The following is a 22652-nucleotide window of genomic DNA, read 5'->3' as shown; positions in this document are numbered from 1 at the left end:
ATCCCCATGCCCCCGGTCCACGACATTCTCGACACCATCGCCGCAAACCCGGCCTTTCGGGCCATCCGGCGCGATCTGCACGCCAACCCCGAAATCGGCTTTGAGGAACATCGCACCGCTTCGATGGTTGCCCGCGAGCTGGCTGCCTGGGGCTGGGAGGTATCGACCGGCATAGGCGGCACCGGCGTAGTCGGAACCCTGACGCGCGGCGCGGGATCCGGCCGCATCGGCCTGCGCGCCGACATGGATGCATTGGCGATGCCCGAGGCCAATCACTTCGCGCATCGGTCGCAGCGCGACAACCGCATGCATGCCTGTGGCCACGACGGCCATACTGCGATCCTGCTCGCCACCGCCTGGTATCTGGCGCATCACGCCCAGTTCGACGGCACCATCCATTGCATCTTCCAGCCCGCCGAGGAAGGCGGCCAGGCAGGCGCGCGCGCCATGATTGAAGACGGGCTGTTCCAGCGCTTTCCCTGCGATGCCGTTTTCGCGCTGCATAACTGGCCCGACCTGCCAGTCGGCAGCATGGGCGTGCGCGCCGGTCCCTTCATGGGATCGAGCAACCGCTTTCGCATCGACATCGCCGGCAAGGGCGCCCATGCCTCGCAGCCCGAGCTGAGCGCGGATCCGCTGGTCTGCGCGGGCCACATCCTGACCGCCCTGCAAACCGTCATATCGCGCAACCGCGCGCCTGATGAGCCCGCGGTGCTGTCCGTCACGCAGATTCACGGTGGCGACGCGGTCAACGTGATCCCGCAAGAGGCGTGGCTGGGCGGCTCCGTTCGCACGCATCGCGACGACACACTGGACATGATCGAGCGGCGCATCGGTGAAATCGCCGATGGCGCGGCGGCCACCTTCGGCTGCACGGCAACGCTGAAATTCGAGCGCTGCTACCCGTCTCTGGTAAACGACATAGAACAGACCCGCTTCGCGGTCGAGGTGATGCGCGAGGTCGCTGGCCCGGACCGGGTATCGGACGATCTTGCACGGCTGATGGGGTCCGAGGACTTCTCGTTCATGCTGGCCGAAAGACCTGGCTGCTACGTGCTGCTGGGCAACGGCGCCGGCGCGCACCGCGATGCCGGACATGGCCCGGGGCCTTGTCGCCTGCACAATCCGTCGTACGACTTCAATGACGACGCGATTCCCTTGGGTGCGGCGTATTTTGTACGGCTGGCGCAGCGGTTCCTGGCGCGATGAGGGGTTGAAAAATCTTGTCGCTGCGCGGTAAACGACCTCTTCCCTATCCAGCCTCGAACGTCATAGCCGCCCCATCCGCCGGTCCGGGGCACACTGCAAGACGTAATCGCCGCAGCATAGCCCCGGGGCGCCCCCGACAGTGGGCACGTCTCAGTTGACCGTGATGTTCGCCTCTTTGATCAGGCCAGCGAAGCGCGGGACATCGCGGGCAATGAGCGCCTGAAAGGCGGCCCCGCCCTGGTCCTTTTCGTCGGGCGCCTGCGCCGCCAGCTTGTCCAATGACTCTCGCACGCCCGGACTCTTCAGCGCAGCTGCCAGCGCTTGTTCCAGCCGCGCGATGACGGCTGGCGGCGTGCCGGCGGGCGCCGCGATGCCGTTCCACACGCTCATATTGAATTGGGGCACGCCCGCCTCTGCAAACGTCGGCACGTCGGGAATCTGGGGCAGACGGGAGGCCGAAGCCACTGCCAGCGCGGTGACGCGCTGGCCTTCATGAAGGGGAATCATCGTGACCGTCTGGTCAATCACCGCGTCCACGGTGCCGGCCATCAGGTCGGCAATAGCCGGCCCCGCACCACGGTAGGGGATCTGCATGCCTTGGGTTTTGGTGACATGCATGAAATAGGCGGCCGAAATATGACTGGTCGATCCGTTGCCCGCATTCCCGAAATTCACATCGGCGCCGTGCTTCTGAAGGCGCGCGACAAAGTCGGATAGCGTGGTGATTCCACTTTTTTTACTCACCGACAGCACCATCGGCACGGTCGCCACCAAGCCGATCGCCGTCAGATCGCGGCGCGGGTCGAACTTGCTCTTGGGGTACAGCGACGGCGCGATGGCCAAGGAGCCCATGTTGCCGAACGTGATCGTATAGCCATCAGGCTCGGCCCGCGTCACGCGCTGGTTGCCGATCATGGTGCCACCGCCGCCCAGGTTCTCGACCACGACGGTCTGCCCAAGGTTCTCCCCCATGGCCTGTGCAACGATACGGGCCAGGCCGTCCGTCGACCCGCCCGCGGCGTACGGCACCACCATCGAAATGGCGCGTGTCGGATAGCTTTGTGCGGCGGCATCGGCGCCATGCCCGATCATGCCGGCACTCAAGGCCGCCAGAATAATCTTCTTCATGTTTGCTCCTCGCTGTTTTTGCCGGCGACAGCCGGTCCTCCGCCTTGTCCTGGCGGTCTTGGTGTTGCAGGGTGAAGGGACGGCGCGGTCATTGCCGCGCCGCTATCGTTGTGAGTTGGCCTAGTCCTGCTTGTTGGCCAGCTCAACGCCGGCCAACCGTTCCGACAGGCGTGCCACGGCGGTATGGTCCTGGCCCGGCCCCAGGGACTTTCCCGCCGCCGCCCAGAGCTCGCGGCACAACGATGCGAACGGCGTCGGCGTTCCCGTATCGGTAGCGATTCCCAGGGCAATCCCCAGATCTTTGACCATCAGGTCAAGGCCGAAGCCTGAATTGAACTGGCGCGACAACACGAACTGCTTGAACTTCTTTTGGGTGGAGTTGTTCATGCCGGTGGACGCATTCAGCACGTCCACGATCACGTTCGGATCCAGGCCAAACTGCTGGCCAATCAACATGGCTTCAACGCCAATGAGAAAGCCGCCCGCCGACACCAGATTGTTGAGCGCCTTCATGGCGTGTGCGCTGCCGACGTCTCCGACCGCCGTGATGGAAGAGCCCATCGCGGACAGCGCCGGACGCACGCGCTCCAGGGTCGCGGCGGGGCCGCCGAACATGATGGCCAGTTCACCGGTGCGCGCCCGCGGCACTCCGCCGGATACGGGCGCGTCCACCATCTGGCCGCCTGCGGCAGCCACGGCGGTCGCCAGCCGCTGCGTGTGGGCAGGCACGCCCGAACTCATTTCCACCACGACACTGCCGGCGCGCAAACCCGCGAGCACGCCGTCCGGCCCGCTCAATACCTGTTCGACGATGGCGCTGGTGGGCAGCATGGTGAAAATGATGTCGCTCTGCGCGGCCAGCGCTGCGCAGGTCGCGGCCGCCTGCCCGCCCACCTCCTGGGCGAATTTCTCAGCCTGACCCGGCACGGCATCAAACACGGTCACGGCATAGCCGGCTTGCACCAGACGGGCCGCCATCGGCCATCCCATGCTGCCGATGCCGACCAGGCCCACGCGTTCTCGCTGCGTGCTCATGCTTGCTGCTCCTTGAACGCGCCCTCTTCTTCCAGCACCTGGTTGGCCACCTTGAACGCGTCCAGGCCGGCGGGAATGCCGCAGTAGACGGTCGCTTGCAACAGGATCTCCTTGATCTCTTCCACCGTCACGCCGTTGTTCAGCGCACCCTTGACGTGCAACTTGATTTCGGCCGGGCGGTTGAGCGCCGTCAGCATGGCCAGGTTCAGCATGCTGCGCGTCTTCTTCTCCAGCCCGGCGCGCCCCCAGGTGTAGCCCCAGCACCATTCCGTCGTGATGTGCTGAAACGCCATCATGAAGTCATTGGCGCGCGCCAGGGAGCCGTCCACGTACTCGGTTCCCAATACTTCGCGGCGAAGGTTCAGGCCTTGATCGAACAGGGCTTGGGTTTCGGATTTGATGTCTGCCATACGTTCCTCGTGGTGATGGCGGCGCCTGATCTGCAAACGCCCGCCGCTTGTCGATGATCGGATTGTCTGACAATCAATCGCGATCCGTCAACAGTCCGATTGTCTGACAATCTTCTTGACTGATCAAAAGATGAAACGAATAATGCGGCAAAGCGCCGGGCTGGCTGCCGCGCGCCAATACCCACAAAAAACAGGAGACAAACCATGAAAGAACTCCCCAAGCAGGCCGTGCGCCATGGGCGCCGTGAATTTGTGGCCGGACTGGGTGCGGCTGCCCTCGCGACATCCCTGCCCGGACGCGTCCTGGCCGCGCCCACAGAGATCAACGTCGGCGTGATCCTGCCCTTGTCCGGCGCCAATGCGCAGTTCGGCATCAATTCACGCCAAGGCCTGGAACTGGCAGCGGATGAGATCAATGCCGCGGGCGGCATCAAGTCGCTGGGCGGCGCCAAGCTCAAGCTGATCGTTGCGGACGCGACGTCTCAGCCCACCACCGCCGCCACGGTCGCGCAGCGGCTGATCACGCAGAACCGTTGCGTGGCCATCATTGGCGCCTATGCATCATCGCTGACGCTGGCCGTCTCCGAAGTCACCGAACGCCGGGGCATACCCTTGCTGACCATGTCGTTCTCCGACGTGCTGACCGAACGTGGTTTCAAACACATCTTCCAAGTGGTATCGAAGGGATCGGTGCTGGGCAAGGCGCAGTACGACTACGCCGCATCCGTCGTGGCCGGAGCGTCCGACATCAAGAAAATTGCGCTGCTGTACGAGGACACGGCCTACGGGACTTCGCAGGCCGTCGGCGTGCGCAATGCCGCCAAGGCGGCAGGCGCCCAGATCGTTCTCGATGAGGCCTATCCGCTGGGCATCACCGATGTGACGCCGCTGATCAGCAAATTGCGCGGCTCCGACGCGCAGATCGTATTTCCTATCTCTTACTTGAATGACAGCCTGCTGATCATTCGCGTGATGCGCCAGCAACGGCTGACGGTCCCTATCGTCGGCGGGGCGGCGGGCTACGTGATTCCTGACTTCGCCAAGGCGCTGGGCCAATATGCCCAGGCCGTGCTGTCCATCGCGCCCGCCAACTACGACCAGGCGCCGGCATATACCGAACGCTACCGCAAGCGCTTTGGGACGTTCATGCCGCACGAAGCCCTGGAGCATGCCGTGTGCGCGGGCGTGCTCGCCCAGGCGCTGGAGGTGGCGGCGTCAGACAAACCTGACGCGGTATCCAAGGCACTGCGCGCGCAGAAGTATGAGCAGGGCTGGTCTGGCGTGATGTCCGGTGGCGGCGTGCATTTCGACGCCAATGGCCTTAACACCTTGGCCCAACCCATCATGGTCCAGTGGCAGAACAACGAACTGGTCTCGGTGTGGCCGCAGGCGCTGGCCAAGGGCCGCGTCATCACCGCCAGCTGACGCGCCGCGCACAGGACGAAGGACGCAAGGAGGACAGTCATGCAATTTTTGCAGGCGCTGGTGGACGGCATTCTGCTGGGCGGCGTTTACGCAGTCATTTCAATCGGCCTGACGCTCGTATTCGGGGTGGTCTCCATTGTCAATTTCGCCCAGGCCGAGTTCCTGATGGTGGGCATGTTCGTGGCGTACTTCGCCTGGAAGCTGTTGGGCCTGGACCCGCTGCTGGGCTCCCTGCTGTCCTTCGCCGTGGCCTTCCTGCTCGGGGTGCTGACACAGAAATTCCTGATCGACCGCGTGTTGAAGGCGCCCGCGGTCGCGCAGATATTCCTGACGGTCGGGCTGCTCATCGTGATGGAAAACCTGGCGCTGATCCTGTTCGGATCGGAATTCCGTTCCGTGCATACGTCCTATCAGATGACGGCGCTGGCGATCGGCCCCCTCCTGCTCAGCGCGCCTTATCTGCTGGCCTTTGTCGTGGCGGCAGTGGCCGGCCTGACGCTGTGGTGGGTGCTAAAGAAGACTTGGTGGGGCATGGCGGTGCGCGCAACGGCGCAAGACCCGATGGCGGCCCGCCTTTCGGGAATCTCCACCCATCGCGTGCACCAGTTGGCGTTCGGGCTGGGCGTGGGTCTGACGGCATTGGGCGGCGGCATCATCCTGCCCTATCTCACCGCATCAACGACCGTCGGCGCGCAGTTCAGCGTGTTGATGTTTACGGCGGTGGTGCTGGGTGGACTGGGCAGCGTAATGGGTGCGGTGGCGGGAGGCGTCGCCGTCGGCGTCATCCAATCCTTGTCCTCGCTGGTTCTGCCGATGCAGCTTCAGAACCTCGTCCTGTTCGCCATCTTCATTCTGGTCCTGGCGGTGCGCCCGGAAGGTCTCTTGAAAAGGGCTACATCATGACGTCGATTCGACAATTCCTGCCTTGGGCGGTGCTGGTGATGATCGCCGTGGCTGCGCCCTGGATGATGGAGGACCAAGGCTACGGCATCCGGGTTCTGACGCTGGTTCTGCTGTTTGCGGCGATGGGGCAGTCGTGGAACATCGTAGGCGGCTTGGCCAACCAGATCTCGCTCGGGCACGCCGCCTTCTTTGGGCTGGGCGCGTACACGTCCACGCTCTTGTTGATGCGTTATGGCATATCGCCTTGGCTGGGCATCGTGGCCGCCATGGCCGTAGCCGCCGTGGCGGGCGGCCTGCTCAGCCTGCCCACCATGCGGCTGCGCGGGCATTACTTCGCGCTGGCGACGCTGGCATTCGGCGAAGTGCTGCGCGCCATCGCCAATACCTGGGCATCGGTCACGGGCGGACCGGTGGGGCTGTCCATCCCGTTCGCGGAAGGTTTCGCGCAGATGCAATTCAAGTCCAGCATCCCCTATTACTACCTGATGCTTGGCGCCGCGTTGATTACGTCGATCGTGTTTGCGCTGATCAGCCGATCACGGCTGGGTTACCGGCTGCGCGCCGTAAAGGCCAATCCGCAGGCGGCGGAAGTCATCGGCGTGAACACGGCCCGGACGCGCATCCTTGCCGCGGTCATATCCGCCGCATTGATGGGTGCTTGCGGCACGCTCTATGCGCAGTTCATCTACTTCTTTGACCCGGATACCGTGTTCTCGCTGGTGGGCATTTCGGTGCGTGTGGCGCTGATCTGCATCATCGGCGGCGTGGGTACGGTTGCCGGGCCGCTCATCGGCGCGCTGGTCATCATTCCGCTGGAGGAGGTGTTCAACGACTGGCTGTCGGGCCAGACGGCGGGCGTGTCCCAGCTGGCGTTTGGTCTGATCCTGATCGCCATCATCCTGATTGAGCCGCGCGGTCTATCCGCACTGTGGGCGCGACTGCGGAATCTGACGCGGGGCCAGCATGCCTGACATCCTGAAAGTATCGAACATTCAGCGGCGCTTCGGCGGTCTGAAGGCCGTCGACGACGTGTCGTTCCGTGTCGCCAAGGGCGACATCCTGGGCCTGATCGGTCCCAATGGCGCCGGCAAGACAACCCTGTTCAACCTACTGGTCGGCCTGTACCGCAGCCAGGGCGGACGCATCGAACTCGAAGGCCGGGATGTCAGCGGCCTGCGGCCCCACCAGATTGCCGCGTTGGGCATGACGAAGACCTTCCAGAACGTGGCGCTCTTTCCCGAGATGACTGTGCTGGACAACGTACTGGTCGGGGGCCTGTTGCGTCATGACGTGCCGCGCGCGCGGAAACTGGCCCGCGACAGCCTGGACCGCGTGGGGCTGTCCGCCATCGCCGCCAAACCGGCGGGCGAACTGTCCTTCCCCGAGCAGGCGCGGGTCGAACTGGCGCGCGCGCTGTGCACCGATCCCAAGGTTTTCCTGCTGGACGAGGTCATGGCGGCGCTGAACGAATCCGAAATGGACGCCTTGCTGGATTTGATCCGCACCCTGCGCGATGAGTCGGGCATTACCTTCATCGTGGTCGAACACCACATGCGCGCCATCATGCGGCTCTGCAACCGGATCCTGGTGCTGTCGTTCGGCCAGAAGATCGCGGAAGGAAGCCCGGTCGAGATCGCGGCCAACCCCAAGGTGATCGAGGTTTACCTGGGCAAATCGATGGAACAGGCGGAGGTGGCGGCATGAGCTTGTTGCAGATCCAGGGCCTGACGGCCTCTTACGACCGAAGTCCCGTCCTGCATGACGTGTCATTGGAGGTGCCCGAAGGCGGCTTCATCGCGGTGGTCGGCGCCAACACCGCCGGAAAAAGCACGCTGCTGCGCTGCATATCCGGTTTGCTGGGCAAGGTCAGCGGCCGCATTGTGTTCGACGGCCAGGACATCCTACGCCTGCCCCCACACAGGATCCCGGAGCTGGGCATTGCGCACGTGCCAGAGGGCCGACACGTCTTTCCTGAAATGACCGTCGAGGAAAACCTGTACCTGGGCGGATATTCCCGTCGCAAGGATGCCGCTGGGCTCAAACGCGGCTGCGACCAGGTCTACGCCCTCTTTCCCCGGCTGCAGGAACGCCGCCGGCAACTGGCTGGCACCCTGTCGGGGGGCGAACAGCAGATGGTGGCATTCGGCCGCGCGCTGATGCTCAACCCCCGTCTGCTGTTGCTGGACGAACCGAGCCACGGGCTGGCGCCCAAGGTGGTCGAGGAAATGCACCGGGCCATGATCGATATCCATCGAAGCGGCCTGACGATCCTGCTGGTGGAGCAGAACACCCGCCTCGCGCTGTCGGTGGCCGATCACGCCTATGTGCTGCAGTCAGGCGTGATGGTGCTGTCCGGCCCCAGCAGCGGGCTGCTGGAAGACAGCCGCGTGCGTGCCGCCTACCTGGGACTGTGACCATGGCCCGCTGGCGGGATATATTGCGTCTTTACGTTGAACCGACGGCTCGCACTGTCCGGGCCACAAGCCTGGACTGCTGCTGGAGCCTGCCGCCAAGTTAAGCGAGAGACAGCCATGCCCAGCCCCTCCGGCGCCGTTTTCGAGAAACCTTCCACCTTGCGCACCCGCGTCGAGGAATTCCTGCGCACATCCATCATGGACGGGCGCATCAAGGGCGGCGAGCGCCTGCGTGAAGTGGAACTCTGTGAGCAATTGAATATCAGCCGGAGCACGCTGCGCGAGGCGCTGCGAACGCTGGAAGCCGAACGCCTGATTTCCATCGAGCCGCACCGCGGCCCGACGGTCGTCCGTATCACCGAAAAGGCGGCTCGCGACCTCTACGCCTTGCGGGCGCTGCTGGAAGGTTTCGCCGCGCATGAGTTCGCCCGTCTTGCCAGCGATGCCGACGTGGAACGCCTTCGCAAGGCCGTCCAAGCCCTGAACCGCCAGGCCAAAGGCAGCAATAAGTCCGCCCTGCTCGCGGCCAAACGCGATTTCTACGACGTCCTGCTTTCCGGTTGCGAAAACGACCTGGTGAAAGACATGCTTCCGGGCCTGCTGTCGCGCATCAACTTGCTGCGTGCGACGTCTTTCGCGCGCCCCGACCGGCTACCCGAAAGCATGGCGGAAATCGATCACATCTTCGAGCGCATCCTGGCTCGCGACCCCCTGGGCGCCCAAGCGGCGGCTCAGAGCCATATCGTCAATGCGCAACGTACCGCACTCGAAGTGCTGAGGCGCCAACAAGAGGAGACCGCCCCAAGTGAAGACGATCGTTCAGGAACTGAAAGCCGGCGTGACGCTGGCGCATCAGGATAGCGAGTTCAAACTCGCAGCCAAAGGCCTGCCTTGCGCCATTTGGCTCCACGCCGGGACCGATCCCGGCGACAAGGTCAGCGCCTGGGCCGGCCAGCCCGCCACGCCTTCGCAGTGCATCGTCATCTCGGCGCCTCCCGAAACCTGGCGCAAACTACTGGACCCCACTCCTCCCGCCGGCTATCACTCCTTCACCGCTGCGAACCGTCATTCTCAGGGCCTGCACGTGAAGGGGGACGCCTTGGCTGTCGCGCAGGCCCTGCATGCCTTGGAAAGGCTGTTTGAAATCCTGCGGGGGCAGGTGGATGTTTCACCTGTTTTGCTTGACCGCAGCCCTATTGCCGGCCATTACGTCACGCTCGATATCGGGCATGCCCAAACGTCTCTGTACTACGAAACAAGCGGTTTGGCCGAAGGCCCTGCGCTTTTGATGCTGCACACCGCCGGTGCCGATTCCCGCCAGTTCCACGCATTGATGGCCGACGCCGAGTTACGGAGCCAGTGGCGCATGATTGCCTTCGACATGCCCGCCCACGGCCGCAGCATGCCGCTTCCTGGCCAAGCCTGGACCCAGACCGGGCTGACACGCGACGCCTATCTGAACACTTGCCTTGCCGTCATCCACCAGATCGTGGGCGCGCCTGCGGTTCTGCTCGGCTGCTCGATGGGCGCAGCGATGGCGCTGGTCATCGCCGCATCCAGCCCCGCGGAAGTGGCAGGCGTGGTGGCGCTTGAAGCTCCCTGCAAGGCGGCCGGCCGGCGCACCCCACTGCTGTGCCACCCGCAGGTCAACCAGGCTGCGCACAATCCCGCTTATGTACGTGGGCTGATGGGTCCCGCTTCGACGTTGGATGCCCGCCGCGAGGCCGCCTGGATATACGCGCAAGGGGGGTTCGGCACCTATGCGGATGATCTCTGGTTCTACAGCGAGGATTTCGACGCGACCGAGCATCTTGACGGTCTCGATGCCAGCGCATTCGGCGTATCCCTGCTGACGGGAGCCTACGATTACTCGGCAAGCCCCGAGGACTCGCGTCGCGTCGCCGCGCTGATACCCGGTGCGCGCTTCACGGCCATGCCTGACCTCGGCCATTTCCCCATGGTTGAAAATCCGCAGCGCCTGATGCACTACCTGAAACCAGAACTGGACCTGATCCGCGCCGCCCGGGGAATCGCATGACGCTGCCCACCTACGAAGTCTATGCATTGCGCTACGCTACCGTCGCAAGGCAGCGCACGCAGAATTTCATCACCCCTCCTGACCCGCATGACGGTCCGATGCCGATGGACTACTTCGTCTGGATAATCAGGGACGGCCAGCGCGTCTGGCTCGTCGACACGGGGTTCAACAAAGCGGCCGCCGACGCGCGCGGGCGCGAGTTCCTGAGGTGTCCGATCGACGCACTGGAGACGGTGGGCATCAAGCCTGAGGACATCCGCGATGTCATCGTGACTCACCTGCATTACGACCACGCCGGCAACATCCGGAAATTGCCCCACGCGCGACTGCACCTGCAGGAGAGCGAATTGCAATACGCCTGCGGCTGCAATATGCGCTTCGACATGCTGCGCCACGCCTACGCCGTGGAAGACGTGATCGACGTGGTGCGGGGGGTGTACGACAAGCGGGTCTCGTTCTACCAAGGGCACGATGAACTCGCTCCCGGTCTGCAGCTGCTGCACATCGGGGGTCATACGCAAGGGCTGCAAGCCGTGCGCGTGCACACCGCACGCGGCTGGATCGTGCTGGCGTCCGACGCCAGCCACTACTACGACAACATGGGGTTGGATGCGCCCTTTCCAATTGTGCTGAACGTGGCTGACATGCTGGCGGGCTATGAGACCCTGTTGAAGTTTGCCGAATCCCCGGATCACATCGTGCCGGGGCACGACCCGCTCGTGCGCTCAAGATATCCCGCCGTCATGACGGGCAGCACAGAAATCGTTGCCTTGCACCAGGACTTTCGGCCGGCAACCTAGAAATCTGGGGCAGGCCAGGCGGCGCAAAGTGGCCCGATTGCGTGGAAGTGCCCACATCTGGCGGCCGACCTGGACGCCCTGAAAAATCTTGTGACAGCGGCGAAGTATTTTGTAGCGTGTTAACGAAATGAAGGGAATATCATCCGTCCCCTTTCATAACACCCGCAACAGGAAACAAAGATGTATATGCCGCGCCCCTTGCGCATGTCCGCCATTCTGGCCGTTACGCTGGCGCTCGCCGCGTGCGGCGACGATAGCGCCAAGAAGGAAGCGAAGGCGCCCGAGCCGACCACCGCTCAAGCCGAGATCATCAAGTACAACCTGTACGTGGACACTGCCAACAGCATCTCCACGACCTTCGAGCAGGCCCTGGACCGCTACGAAACCTATGCCATCCCGGCGCTCAAGAGCAACAAGCCGCTCAAGGATTTCGTCATCAGCAATGACACGACCATCCTGCGCACCAAGGAGAAACTCGACCGCGCACTGGCGATGACGACGCCCATCCCCGAGATCGACGCACCGGCCAAGGAATTCTCGGATGCGCTGGGCAAGCTGGCGCCGCTGAGCAACGAACTGCAGAACTATTCGGCCGCCAAGACCTTCCTGTCGGACAACGGCACGCTGGCGCGCGAGAAAAGCCCGGCCTACGTGGCGGCGCTGACGGAAGTCGTGAAGGCGGAGAACGGCTTCTACCGCGGCATCTCCATCAAGGACACGGCCAACACCAAGGAGGCCTTCGAAAAGGCCAAGAAGGACACGGTCGCCTACTACCGCGCCGGCATGGTCTATTACGGCAAGGCCACGATGGACAAGGCGTCGGGCGTCTTTGACGGCAAGGGCCTGGGTGCCGACCAGGAAGCGTTCAAGCAGCAGTTGGACAAGATGAATGAAATGGCGCTGGGCTTTGACAAGAAGACGCGCGAAGCCGACCCCAAGGGCTGCAGCAGCATGATGATGGACGTCAACGGCTTTCTGGCCGCCGGCCGCAAGATCCTGGAGCACACCAACAATGGCCGCTACAAGGAAGAGGCGGCGCGCACGGGCGCGTTCAAGATGATTCGTCTCACGATCGTGGAAGACGCCAACGACCTGCGCCAGAATTTCAACAACCTGATCTCCGACCTGAACATCGGTCGCTGCTGATCGCCGCCTACCTCTGCGGCCGGTTTGCAAGGCCGCAACCTGAAGCAGCGCCTCATGCGGGCGCTGTTTTCATGTGCGGCCCATGTCCTGCCGGGGCACTCCCCGTCACAAGAAGCCACATCCCGGACTGCCCGCGCCTCATGGGCTGTCTTCCCCCGCCTCGTCAGCCAGGCAGGCCATGCAAGCGTCGAGCAACCGGTGCAGCTCGGCAACGCGCTCCTCGCCAAGACGTTCATTGAGCGCTGTTTGCGCCAGCCTCCACGCGCGCTGTCCCTCCGCGCGTTTGGCGATGCCCGCCTCGGTCGCTTCAACCAGACGGCTGCGCGAATCAGGGCCCGCGCCAATCACAAGCCAGCCCTGGGCGGCCAGCGGCTGCAAATTGCGCGTGAGCGTCGAAGCATCCATCTGCATATGACGCGCCAAATCCCCCGGCCGGATAGGGCCTAGCCTGATCACGTGCGACAGCAAGGCGTACTGCGTGTTCTTCAGCCCTGCCCTGGCGACATACTGGTCGTAGTGCCGCGTCACCACGCGATCAAGCTGGCGCAGCTTCAAGTTGGTACAGCCTTGCGGCTTGATGGCGTTATTCATGCTATATATTGTACCTGCAACTATTGCAGATACAAACATATGGTGAATGAAGCGCCGCAATACCGGGTGCTCTGCATGGCGGCCGGTTCGCCACCTTGCCCGACGCGAGGCAACCCGACCTGCCTGCTTCTCGATGTCCCTGCTCGTACCGAAAGGAGTTCCCATGAGCAAACCTGAAATCGTCTTGTGCGCACCGGTGCGCACACCCATCGGCGCCTACGGCGGCACGCTGAAGGAAACCCCTGCGCCCGAACTGGGTGCGGCGGTGGTACGCGAAACACTGCGCCGCTCGGGCTTGGCCGCCGACAAGATCGATGCCGTCGTGCTGGGCAACGTGATCCAGGCTGGGGTGAAGATGAACCCTGCCAGGCAGGCTGCCATTGGCGGCGGCCTGCCCGTCACGGTGCCTGCATTGACAGTGAATCGAGTCTGCGGTTCCGGCGCGCAAGCCATCGCCAGTGCCGCACTCGAGATCGCGGCGGGCTATGCCAACGCGGTGATCGCGGGCGGCATGGAAAACATGGATCAGGCTCCCCATCTGGTTCCAGGCGGGCGCTGGGGGGTCCGCATGGGCGATGCGCTCATGCTTGACAGCATGTTGCGCGACGGACTGAACGACGCCTTCAGCGGCCAGCATTCCGGTTGGCATACCGAAGACCTGGTCAGCCAACATGAGATTACTCGGGAAGATCAAGATCGCTGGGCCGCGCGTTCCCAGCAGCGCTTCAGCGCGGCGCAAGCCGCGGGCAAGTTCGACGACGAGATCGTCGCCATCGAGCTTGCCAACCGCAAAGGCACGATTCGGTTCGAGCGTGACGAAACCAATCGTCCCGATACCACGGTGGACGCGCTGGCCAGACTGAAGCCGGCGTTTCGCAAAGATGGCACGATCACGGCAGGCAACGCCCCGGGGCTCAACAGCGGTGCCGCGGCGCTGATCGTGGCCGAGCGCGGTTACGCCGAAGCTCAAGGACTGCAACCCTGGGCCAGATTGGCTTCTTTCGGCGTGGCCGCCGTGGAACCCGGGTTGTTTGGGCTGGGGCCGATCCCGGCGGTCAAGCTTGCATTGGCCCGCGCAGGCTGGACACACACAGACATCGAGCGCATCGAGATCAACGAGGCCTTTGCAGCGATCACCTTGGCGTGCCTGCGCGAACTGAGCTTGCCGGAGGAGATCGTCAACGTCGAAGGCGGCGCAATCGCCCACGGACACGCCATCGGCGCCACGGGCGCGGTACTCACCACGCGGCTCATGCATTCGATGCGCCGCGATGGAGTCAGGCGCGGCGTGGTGACCTTGTGCATTGGTGGCGGCCAGGGCATTGCTCTGGCGCTCGAAGCGCTCTAGCGGGAGCGATCAACCATGACATTCCTCTACCTGGAAGACCTGGAGCCCGGCCAGCGATACCCTGGAACCACGCGTATCCGCATCGACGAAAGCGGTATCAAGCGCTTCGCGTCGGAGTTCGATCCCCAACCCTTTCATCTCGATGAGACCGACGCGACGGCGTCGATCTTTCGGGGCCTGGCCGCCAGCGGCTGGCACACCGCCGCCGTGACCATGCGCCTGCTGGTGAACAGCGAGTTCAAGCCCGCGGGCGGCATCGTCGGGGCTGGCATCGACGAATTGCGCTGGCCGCGGCCGGTGCGTCCGGGCGACGAACTCCGCGTGGAGAGCGAAGTGCTTGAGGTCAGACCATCGAAATCCAGGCCGGGGCAAGGACTGGTCAAAGTACGGACGAGCACATTCAACCAAGACGGCGAAGTCGTACAGACATCGGTGAGCAACCTTGTCGTACTGCGCAGGACGACGCCGTCGAGCAACCCCTGAATCATCATTTCTATCGAAACAGACATGAAATACACCACATTTGGCAAGACAGGCCTACAGGTTTCGCAAGTCGCGTTGGGCACAGGAAACTTCGGAACCGGCTGGGGGCATGGCGCCGATCCGGATACGGCCGAAGCCATCTTCAACAGCTACAGCGATGCCGGCGGCAACTTCATCGACACGGCGGATGTCTACCAGTTCGGCCAGTCCGAGGAACTGCTCGGAAACCTGCTTCAAGGGCGACGCGAGGATTTCGTGTTAACGACGAAGTTCACACGCGGCGCGGTACCCAACGCGAATCGCCTTGTGACGGGAAACAGCCGCAAAGCGATGGTTGCGTCGCTTGAGGCAAGTCTCAAGCGGCTGAAGACGGACCGCATCGACATCTATTGGGTGCACTGGCCGGATAACGTGACGCCCACCGAAGAGATCGTGCGCGGCTTCGAAGATCTGGCCCGGGCGGGCAAGATCCTGTATGCCGGAATGTCGAATTTTCCAGCGTGGCGCCTCGCCCGTGCAGTGACGCTGGCCGAACTGACCCGCACCGTTCCCATTGCCGCCGCGCAGTTCGAGCACAGTCTGGTGCGCCGGGAAGCCGAGGCCGATCTGTTCCCTGCCTCCAACGCATTAGGCCTGGGCGTCGTGACCTGGTCGCCGCTGGGCGGCGGCGTGTTGACGGGCAAATACCGCGAGGGCGTAAAGGGTCGTGCCGAGGCCTTCGGAGGCAACGTGTTCCAAGCAGAAAACTCGCCTCAGCGCACGGCGGTGCTTGACACCGTCATTGCCATCGCCAATGACCTGGGCGTTACGCCAAGCCAGGTCGCCATTGCGTGGGCGGGCACGCACGGCTCCATTCCTATCGTCGGCCCACGCTCGAACGAGCAGTTGCAGGACAATCTGGGTGCGCTGACGGTGGACCTCTCCGCCGAGCAGATTGCGCGCCTGGATGCGGTGAGCAGCCTGTCGGACGCCACGCGGGTGCGGACACCCATTGCATGGGGAGCTGCCGCGTCGACCGCCGTGGCTTGATTCGCCGGGAGCCATGAGCCCCCCCTGGGCAAGATGGCTCCCTCTTGCGCCAACAAGGCCAAGCCCTTCCCTCGCGCCAAAAAAAATTCTGTCGCCCTGCATCCAAAAGCGGCCCTCGCGTGTAGTACCTGCAACGGCGCGCATTCCGTGCGCCGTATCGGAAGATTCCTATTCCGCAGGAGACCGCTCATGACGACTCGCCCCGCCCCCGCCACCGGCCTTTTCACCGCCGCCCTGCTCGCCGCTTGCGGCATGCTGCAAGCGCCGGCCATGGCCGCCTCGCAAGACGCCCTGCCCGCCGCTGTCCAGGTGCCCGCCGGCCACAAAGTGGCCTGGGAAACCGTAGGCACGGGAGACATCACCTATGAATGCCGCGCGAAGGCCGACGCCAAGGACCAGATGGAATGGGTGTTCGCCGGTCCGAAGGCGGTCCTCAAAGACCGCCAGGGCAAGCAGGTGGGCACCTACTATGGCCCGCCCGCCACCTGGGAGGCCTCGGACGGCTCCAAGCTGACCGGCACACAGGTCGCCGTGGCGCCGGCCGGCGCGGGCAACCTGCCCTATCAACTGGTCAAAGCCAATCCCGCCATGGGCGCCGGCGCGCTGACCGGCGTCGCCTACATCCAGCGCACGGCGCTCAAGGGCGGCGTCGCGCCCCAGACGCCCTGCACCCAGGCCGGCCAGCGCAGCCAGGTGTCGTACCAAGCCGACTACATTTTCTGGAAGGCGAACTGACACCCGGCCAGGCCACGGCGGCGGGAGTCCGCTAACATGTGCGTGGATTTCCCGCCGCCCGGGGCTTGCCCGCCCGGCCCGTATCCCTCACCCCTTGCCCCGCGCGCATGCCGAACCGACCTGTACCGGATTTCGACTACAAAGCCGCCCTCGAGCAGTGCGCCGCGGGGCACCGCTCGGCGCTGGAAGCCCTGTACCGACAGGAAGGCCCACGGCTGCTGGGCGTTGCCCAGCGTATCGTTCGTGACCGCACCCAAGCGGAAGATATCGTGCACGACACGTTCGTCAATGTCTGGAATCGGGCTGGCAGCTTCGACGCCGCGCGCGGCTCGGCGCGCGGCTGGCTCTACAGCGTCGCACGCAATCTGGCGTTGAACGCCGTGCGGGACGGCCGCCACGAAACCGCCGTCGACGACGAGACCGCCGCCGCGCTGGATGCGCGCGATGCGATCGACGCCTGGCACGACACGCGCGACGCCTTCGAATGGCGTGACAGCGCCGGCCGCCTGGGCCCGTGCCTCGAACAACTGGAACCCGTGCGCCGCAACTGCGTGCTGCATGCCTACGTGGACGGCCTGTCGCACAGCGAAATCGCACAGCGCCTGGGCGCCCCCCTCGGCTCCGTGAAAGCCTGGATCAAACGCAGCCTGAAAGCGCTGAAGGAATGCCTGGCATGAGCGCCCCGACAGTCCCCCCCGAAAACCTGGACGAACTGGCCGGTGAATACGTGCTTGGCACCTTGTCCGGCGCGCGCCGTCACGAGGTCAACGCCCGTCTGCCGCACGATGCCGCGCTGCGCGCCGCCGTGGACCGCTGGGAAGCGCGTCTGCTGCCGCTGACCGACCTGGCCGTGCCGATCGAGCCGTCGCCCCTCCTGTGGCCGCGCATCGCCAGAACGCTGGATCGCCAGAACGCTGCCCGGCAAACCCGCCGGCCGACGCGTCCGGGCTGGTGGGACAGCCTGTTCTTCTGGCGCGGGGCGGCCGCCAGCGGCCTGGCCGCCGCACTGGCGCTGGCTGGCACGCTGGCGCTGCGGCCCGCGCCAGCCCCGGGGCCCGTGCAGTACATGGTGGTGCTGGTCGCGCCACAGTCGCAGACCCCAGGCTGGGTGGTGCAGGCCAGCGCGGGTCAACGCGAGGTGCAACTGGTGCCGATCGCGGCCATGCAGGTGCCGGCCGATCGCGCGCTGGAATTCTGGACCAAGGCCGACGGCTGGGACGGCCCGGTATCGCTGGGCCTGATCAAACCCGGCGAGCCGGTCCGCATCGCGCTCGACAAGCTGCCCCCGCTGGAGGCGAACCAGTTATTTGAATTGACGCTGGAACCGCCAACCGGCTCGCCCACCGGCAAACCGACCGGCCCGATCCAGTTCATCGGCCGGGCGGTAAAGGTGATGTAGCCGCTTGGGCTTCAAGCCTGCGCGCGCCGGATAACGGCAAGGAGACGGCGGCTTTTGTAGCGTTGTGCTATCTACTGTTCCTTCAACCCCAACGATTTCATCAACGGGGCGAACAACTTCTTTTCGTCCTGCACGCGCGCGGCATAGTCGGTCACGCTCAGGGGGATCGCCTCGGCGCCCGCATCCAGAAAGCGCGCCTGGATCTCTGGCCGCGCAAGCACTTTGTTGATTTCGGCGTTCATGTGATCGACCACATCATCGCGGGTGCCAGCGGCGGCATACACGCCGAACAGGCTGTCCGCGAAAACGCCGTCGATGCCCGCCTCGGAAAAGGTCCGTATGTCGGGCGCGACGGCGGCGCGTTTCCGGCTCGCCACCGCCAGTACCTTGAGTTTGCCCGCTTGCACCATGGGGAAGACCGTGGCGGGTCCAAACGCGAAGTCGATCTGGCCGGCTGCCAGGTCTTGTATCGCCGGCGCCACGCCGCGATACGGCGCATGGGTGGCCTGCATGCCAGTCGCCTGCTTGAGCAGCTCGCCGGCCAGATGCGGCGTCGTCCCGTTGCCGGCCGAACCGTAATTCAGCGGATCGGGCCGCTTGCGCGCGTACTCCACGAACTCTTCGAGCGTATTGACGCCAAGCGAGGACCGGACAAACAGGAATAACTGGCTGTTGGCCAGCAAGGCGACCGGCCGCAGGTCACGCTGCGGATCGAACGGCATGCTGGCGAACATCAAGGGGTTGACCGATTCGGTCGTCGATGGATTGAGCAGGAAGGTATGGTTGTCTCTACCGTTGCGCACCACCTCGGCACCCGCCACGTTGCCGCCCGCACCGCCCCGGTTCTCCACGATAACGGTCTGCTTCAAGGCCTCGGCCAAGTGCGGCTGCACGGTGCGCGCGAGCACGTCGACCAGCCCGCCGGGTGCCAGCCCCACGACCAGGCGCACAGGCTTGACGGGCCAGGCCTGAGACGGCGTTTGCGCATGGCTGGCCGTCGCCCAACCAGTCAGCGCCAGCATCATCAAGGCCAGACAACGTCTACGCAGCAGCATGCGACTCTCCTTAGTGGGGGGGAACCCCGCGATCCCTCAAGTGGTGCGTCACGTGCCGCACCACGGTGAACCGCCTTGATGCCTCATTGTGGCGGCGGTCCTGCATCTGCCGCTCATTCTTCACAAAAGTTTAAGCATAAAGAATCCCGGATAACCCTAGTGTTTCGGGGACGAGCGCGGGCGGAGCAGACCGCCACTGAATAGAAAGTGGTTGCTCGTGTCATAGCTTGAACCGTGCTCAACGTGAATGGACCGCGAGATTCGGCCTTACCGGCCCCCACTGCGGTCGGCCACTTGCGCAGCATGCTGGATAGCAACACACCTTCGGCGAAGCGTCTGCCGGGCCTCACATGCCGAGGGGCTGCATCGCCTGCTCAACCTCTTCCGCCGACAGATCTCGCACGATCAGGACCATGGCGCCTGTCGCCCGCGCGGCGCCTTCCCGCTCGGCAATAGGCTCGGGCGGGGCGAAGACAAGCCTCACGCCATGCGCCGCGCGCAGACTTCCGTCGTCCCAACGCAGCAAACCCTTGGCCCGCAACAGGCGTTCTCCGACATGGCGTTGCATATGCCGGGTCCAGTTCGCATAGGCTTCCCAGCTTACCGGCGCATGCTGCCGAAATGCATAGGACACAATACCGTAGCGCAACACGTGCGCCACCGGCCTCACGGCGGATGGCGGGGCCTCCCTCAACACGGCGGCGTCCAGATGTTCTGGGCGCAGGCCGTCAAACAGCGCGGGCGCGTCCTCATCCACCGTGTCGGGCGATACCGCCCGAATCGGTGCGCTGGCGTTGTATCCCCGCAGCGCTGTCTTCACCGCCTGGATCGCGCCGTCCTCGGCCAGATCAACCTTGGTCAGCGCGATGCGGTCGGCGATCGCGACCTGGGTGCTGGCTTCGCGATAGGCGTCCAGCGTGGCCATTCCGTGAAGCGCGTCCGCCGTCGCCACCACGCCGCCGAAGCGGTAGTGGCGGGCGATCAGCGGATCGGCAGATAGCGTGTTGATGACCGGACACGGATCAGCCAGCCCCGAGGTCTCCACCACTACCCGCTTGAATTCCGGAATCTCACCGCGCAGGCGACGGTAGTACAACGACTCCAGCGTGTCTTGCAGGGAGCTCGTCGCCGCGCAGCAGAGGCAGCCGGAATCCAGCAACACGACGTCGGTGTCATCCGCCTTGCCGACCAGCATGTGATCCAGGCCGATCTCGCCGAACTCGTTGATGACCACCGCCGTATCGGCAAAACGCGGGCTGCGCACCAGACGCGACAAGAGCGTGGTCTTGCCGCTTCCCAGGAAGCCGGTCAACAGGTAGACGGGAAGCGGTCCGGCATTGATGGCCATGGCGTCTGCATCCTGCTCCGGTTCAGTCACGGGCCGCATCGGCGGGCGCGGGCAGGCCGCGCAGGTAGTCCTGCACTTCGCGGGATGGAATCACGTCCGCATACTTGCAATTCAGATCGAACAAGCTCATGGCGTGGCTGGCCTGGAAGCGGTCGAACGCCGCCTCTTCGGGGATGATTACCTTGAAATTGTAGGAGTAGGCGTCAACCGTGGTGGCGCGCAGGCATCCAGACGACGTGCAGCCCACCAGGATCAGCGTGTCCACGTCGAGGAAGTTCAGGTGGCTCATGAAGATCGTGCCGAAGAAGCAGGATGGCTTCTGCTTGGTGATGCGGATGTCTTGCGGGCGCGGGGCCAGCGGCTCCACGGTCTGCGTCGCATGGGTGTTTGCCAGCACGGTCTTTTCACCGCCCCGGTGGTTCTTGCCCACCTGCACGCCACTGTCGAGCAGGTCGGCGCGCCGGCCGCTCTCGGTATAGAAGACGGGAATGTTCTTGTCGCGCGCCAGTTCCAGCAGCGGCACAATATGCGCGACCGCGTCCCAGGCCTCGCGGCCGCAGTGGGTGCGATATTGCTTCAGGCCTTCCAGGATGTCCTGGGGCGTGTCGCCGCAAAAGTTGTATTGCACGTCGATGATGAAAAGCGCGGGACGCTTGCCGAAACCGCCGCGCTTGCCGTAGCCGGCCTGAGCCAGCACTTGCTTGTCGCGTTCGGTGAGGAAGTCGTCCCAGATTCGCTTGGTGTCGCTCATAGTGGTTTCCGTCGGAAAGGAGATGGGTTCAGTTCAAAGACGCTTGAGATAGCGGCCGCCAGGATTGGCACGGGCCGCATCCGTAATGCGGCCGTCCTGCGCCACGGTGCGCCCGCGCACCAGGGTGCGTATGGGCCAGCCTTTCAGGGTCATGCCCTCGTAAGGCGAATAGTCGGAGTTCGATTCCAGGGTGGCCGCATCGACGGTGCGTTGCAGGTCGGGGTCCACGATCACCAGGTCTGCGTCCTTGCCGATCTCGATGCTGCCCTTGCCCGGCATGCGATAGATGCGGGCTGAGCTCTCGGCACTGACCTTCATCAGCGTTTCCAGAGGGACGCCGCGGCGGTGATAGCCTTCGTGCAGCAAGATCGGCAACATCAGGCCGGTGCCCGGAAACCCGTTGCTGGCCGCCCAGATATCTGTGTCCTTGGTGGCCCGCTTGCGGGGCACGTGGTCGGTGCCGATCGTGGTGATGGAGCCGTCCAGCACGCCCTCCCACATGGCTTCCACATCGCTTTGGCCTCGCACCGGCGGGTTGACCTTGGCATAGGTCCCGGCGGGCGACTCGTCGTTCAGGAAGAGGTAGTGCGGGCAGGTCTCGACGTAAATGGGCGGCGCGCCCGGCGTGCGCCGATGGCGCCGCGCCTCGTCCAGCGCTTCGCGGCTGCTCAGGTGCACGATATTGACCGCGGCGCCCGTCTTCGCCGCGAAATAGCACACACGATGTACGTTCTCGGCTTCCAGGAAGTCCGGGCTCTGCTCGTTCCAGGCCTTCAAATCGTCGCGGCCGGCCGCGCGCAGGGGATCTCTCAGTACGGGGATGACCTCGACGTTTTCGCAGTGCACGCCCATGATCGCGCCGGGAATGGCGGCCGTGGCGCGCAAGGCCGAATACAGCAGGCCGTCGTCGATGTCGGTAAATCCCTTGGACAGGCCCGCCGCGCCTTTGTACATCATGTAGAGCTTGTAGGACGACACGCCGAAACGGCGTGAGATTTCCTCGAGCGTTTCCACATGCAGATTGCTGGTGATGCCGAAATGGAAGCCGAAGTCGATGCAGCTTTGCGACAGCGCGCGGTCGCGCACCTTTTCAAATGATTCGCGGATGTCCGCGGACCGATGGAACGACAACACGGTGGTGGTGCCACCCAGCGCGGCGAAGCGCGACTCAGTCTCGAAGTCGGTTTCCGGCGAGCCGAAGCCGAAGTGCACGTGAGGGTCGATCAGGCCGGGCAGCACCCACAGCCCCTGGCAGTCGATCGTTTCGCGGGCCTCAAGCGGTGTGCCTGGTTCGGCGATGATGGCAATGCGGCCGTCAATGACGCCCAGCACGCCCTCGGTCAGGCCCTGCTGCGGCAGCAGCAGCCTTGCATTCTTCAGTAAGAGATCCAGCATGATGTCGAGT

Annotated in this window: 24 protein-coding genes; 16 read left to right on the top strand and 8 right to left on the bottom strand. The window is 64.3% G+C overall.

Translation table 11 applies throughout. The features are described from left to right. Nucleotides 1–6 precede the first annotated feature (6 nt). The gene (locus ACZ50Q_RS05185) at nt 7–1209 is read left to right on the top strand and encodes a M20 aminoacylase family protein (protein ID WP_464080779.1); all 1203 of its coding nucleotides are present in this window, start codon (nt 7–9) and stop codon (nt 1207–1209) included. A 150-nt stretch (nt 1210–1359) separates the two neighbouring features. On the opposite strand, the gene ACZ50Q_RS05180 is transcribed toward ACZ50Q_RS05185, so the two are convergent. From ACZ50Q_RS05180 to ACZ50Q_RS05170, 3 genes are all read right to left on the bottom strand, one after another. Further along, nucleotides 1360–2337, bottom strand: a complete 978-nt coding sequence (locus ACZ50Q_RS05180; RefSeq protein WP_464080778.1) for a Bug family tripartite tricarboxylate transporter substrate binding protein — start codon at nt 2335–2337, stop codon at nt 1360–1362. Nucleotides 2338–2457: 120 nt separating this feature from the next. Next, a complete protein-coding gene (locus tag ACZ50Q_RS05175; RefSeq protein ID WP_464080777.1) occupies nt 2458–3372 on the bottom strand; it encodes an NAD(P)-dependent oxidoreductase in 915 nt (304 codons plus the stop codon). Next, on the bottom strand, nt 3369–3782 hold the full coding sequence (locus ACZ50Q_RS05170) for a carboxymuconolactone decarboxylase family protein (protein ID WP_076516597.1): 414 nt from the start codon (nt 3780–3782) through the stop codon (nt 3369–3371). Before ACZ50Q_RS05170 ends, ACZ50Q_RS05175 begins: the two co-directional genes overlap by 4 nt. A 204-nt stretch (nt 3783–3986) precedes the next feature. Between ACZ50Q_RS05170 and ACZ50Q_RS05165 the strand changes: the two genes are divergently transcribed. The 9 genes from ACZ50Q_RS05165 (at nt 3987) to ACZ50Q_RS05125 (ending at nt 12508) form a co-directional block, all read left to right on the top strand. Continuing rightward, the gene (locus ACZ50Q_RS05165; protein WP_464080776.1) at nt 3987–5207 is read left to right on the top strand and encodes an ABC transporter substrate-binding protein; all 1221 of its coding nucleotides are present in this window, start codon (nt 3987–3989) and stop codon (nt 5205–5207) included. Nucleotides 5208–5246: 39 nt separating this feature from the next. Next, the gene (locus tag ACZ50Q_RS05160; protein WP_464080775.1) at nt 5247–6110 is read left to right on the top strand and encodes a branched-chain amino acid ABC transporter permease; all 864 of its coding nucleotides are present in this window, start codon (nt 5247–5249) and stop codon (nt 6108–6110) included. Beyond that, nucleotides 6107–7081, top strand: a complete 975-nt coding sequence (locus ACZ50Q_RS05155) for a branched-chain amino acid ABC transporter permease (protein ID WP_092580510.1) — start codon at nt 6107–6109, stop codon at nt 7079–7081. Before ACZ50Q_RS05160 ends, ACZ50Q_RS05155 begins: the two co-directional genes overlap by 4 nt. Further along, nucleotides 7074–7814 (top strand): ABC transporter ATP-binding protein, encoded by a 741-nt coding sequence (locus ACZ50Q_RS05150; protein ID WP_076516604.1) that lies wholly within the window; start codon nt 7074–7076, stop codon nt 7812–7814. The genes ACZ50Q_RS05155 and ACZ50Q_RS05150 overlap by 8 nt, the downstream gene beginning before the upstream one ends. Beyond that, complete coding sequence (locus tag ACZ50Q_RS05145; protein WP_092580508.1) at nt 7811–8524, top strand: ABC transporter ATP-binding protein; 714 nt, start codon at nt 7811–7813, stop codon at nt 8522–8524. Before ACZ50Q_RS05150 ends, ACZ50Q_RS05145 begins: the two co-directional genes overlap by 4 nt. A 117-nt stretch (nt 8525–8641) precedes the next feature. Next, nucleotides 8642–9385 (top strand): GntR family transcriptional regulator, encoded by a 744-nt coding sequence (locus tag ACZ50Q_RS05140; protein ID WP_076516606.1) that lies wholly within the window; start codon nt 8642–8644, stop codon nt 9383–9385. Then, nucleotides 9330–10562, top strand: coding sequence for an alpha/beta fold hydrolase (locus ACZ50Q_RS05135; RefSeq protein ID WP_464080774.1), 1233 nt, complete (start codon nt 9330–9332; stop codon nt 10560–10562). The genes ACZ50Q_RS05140 and ACZ50Q_RS05135 overlap by 56 nt, the downstream gene beginning before the upstream one ends. After that, on the top strand, nt 10559–11362 hold the full coding sequence (locus tag ACZ50Q_RS05130; RefSeq protein WP_092580504.1) for an N-acyl homoserine lactonase family protein: 804 nt from the start codon (nt 10559–10561) through the stop codon (nt 11360–11362). The genes ACZ50Q_RS05135 and ACZ50Q_RS05130 overlap by 4 nt, the downstream gene beginning before the upstream one ends. Nucleotides 11363–11542: 180 nt before the next feature. Continuing rightward, nucleotides 11543–12508: a DUF3829 domain-containing protein gene (locus ACZ50Q_RS05125; protein ID WP_092580502.1), complete on the top strand. Its 966-nt coding sequence runs from the start codon at nt 11543–11545 to the stop codon at nt 12506–12508. Between the two features lie 138 nt (nt 12509–12646). Here ACZ50Q_RS05125 and ACZ50Q_RS05120 read toward each other — a convergent pair whose 3' ends face one another. After that, nucleotides 12647–13099 (bottom strand): MarR family winged helix-turn-helix transcriptional regulator, encoded by a 453-nt coding sequence (locus ACZ50Q_RS05120; RefSeq protein ID WP_464080773.1) that lies wholly within the window; start codon nt 13097–13099, stop codon nt 12647–12649. Between the two features lie 163 nt (nt 13100–13262). On the opposite strand from ACZ50Q_RS05120, the gene ACZ50Q_RS05115 reads away from it, so the two are divergent. The 6 genes from ACZ50Q_RS05115 to ACZ50Q_RS05090 all read left to right on the top strand — a co-directional run bounded on the left by ACZ50Q_RS05115 (nt 13263) and on the right by ACZ50Q_RS05090 (nt 18093). Then, nucleotides 13263–14447, top strand: coding sequence for a thiolase family protein (locus ACZ50Q_RS05115; RefSeq protein WP_464080772.1), 1185 nt, complete (start codon nt 13263–13265; stop codon nt 14445–14447). A 15-nt stretch (nt 14448–14462) separates the two neighbouring features. Then, on the top strand, nt 14463–14930 hold the full coding sequence (locus ACZ50Q_RS05110) for a MaoC family dehydratase (protein WP_464080771.1): 468 nt from the start codon (nt 14463–14465) through the stop codon (nt 14928–14930). A gap of 24 nt (nt 14931–14954) precedes the next feature. After that, nucleotides 14955–15959, top strand: coding sequence for an aldo/keto reductase (locus ACZ50Q_RS05105; protein WP_464080770.1), 1005 nt, complete (start codon nt 14955–14957; stop codon nt 15957–15959). 189 nt (nt 15960–16148) lie between these two features. Beyond that, the gene (locus ACZ50Q_RS05100) at nt 16149–16694 is read left to right on the top strand and encodes a DUF3455 domain-containing protein (RefSeq protein WP_092580492.1); all 546 of its coding nucleotides are present in this window, start codon (nt 16149–16151) and stop codon (nt 16692–16694) included. 107 nt (nt 16695–16801) lie between these two features. Next, entirely contained in the window at nt 16802–17371 is a 570-nt protein-coding gene (locus ACZ50Q_RS05095) for a sigma-70 family RNA polymerase sigma factor (RefSeq protein WP_464080769.1), read from the top strand. After that, a complete protein-coding gene (locus tag ACZ50Q_RS05090; RefSeq protein WP_092580488.1) occupies nt 17368–18093 on the top strand; it encodes an anti-sigma factor in 726 nt (241 codons plus the stop codon). The genes ACZ50Q_RS05095 and ACZ50Q_RS05090 overlap by 4 nt, the downstream gene beginning before the upstream one ends. Before the next feature lie 71 nt (nt 18094–18164). Here ACZ50Q_RS05090 and ACZ50Q_RS05085 read toward each other — a convergent pair whose 3' ends face one another. From ACZ50Q_RS05085 to ACZ50Q_RS05070, 4 genes are all read right to left on the bottom strand, one after another. Continuing rightward, nucleotides 18165–19148, bottom strand: a complete 984-nt coding sequence (locus ACZ50Q_RS05085; RefSeq protein ID WP_464080768.1) for a Bug family tripartite tricarboxylate transporter substrate binding protein — start codon at nt 19146–19148, stop codon at nt 18165–18167. 346 nt (nt 19149–19494) lie between these two features. Further along, entirely contained in the window at nt 19495–20496 is a 1002-nt protein-coding gene (locus ACZ50Q_RS05080) for a CobW family GTP-binding protein (RefSeq protein WP_464080767.1), read from the bottom strand. Between the two features lie 22 nt (nt 20497–20518). Continuing rightward, entirely contained in the window at nt 20519–21247 is a 729-nt protein-coding gene (locus ACZ50Q_RS05075; RefSeq protein WP_427970455.1) for an isochorismatase family protein, read from the bottom strand. Between the two features lie 33 nt (nt 21248–21280). Continuing rightward, nucleotides 21281–22642 (bottom strand): dihydroorotase, encoded by a 1362-nt coding sequence (locus ACZ50Q_RS05070; protein WP_464080766.1) that lies wholly within the window; start codon nt 22640–22642, stop codon nt 21281–21283. Nucleotides 22643–22652: the final 10 nt, after the last annotated feature.

The organism is Achromobacter sp. T5-5 (genome assembly GCF_055397965.1).
This window is presented reverse-complemented; position numbering and strand designations above follow the sequence as displayed.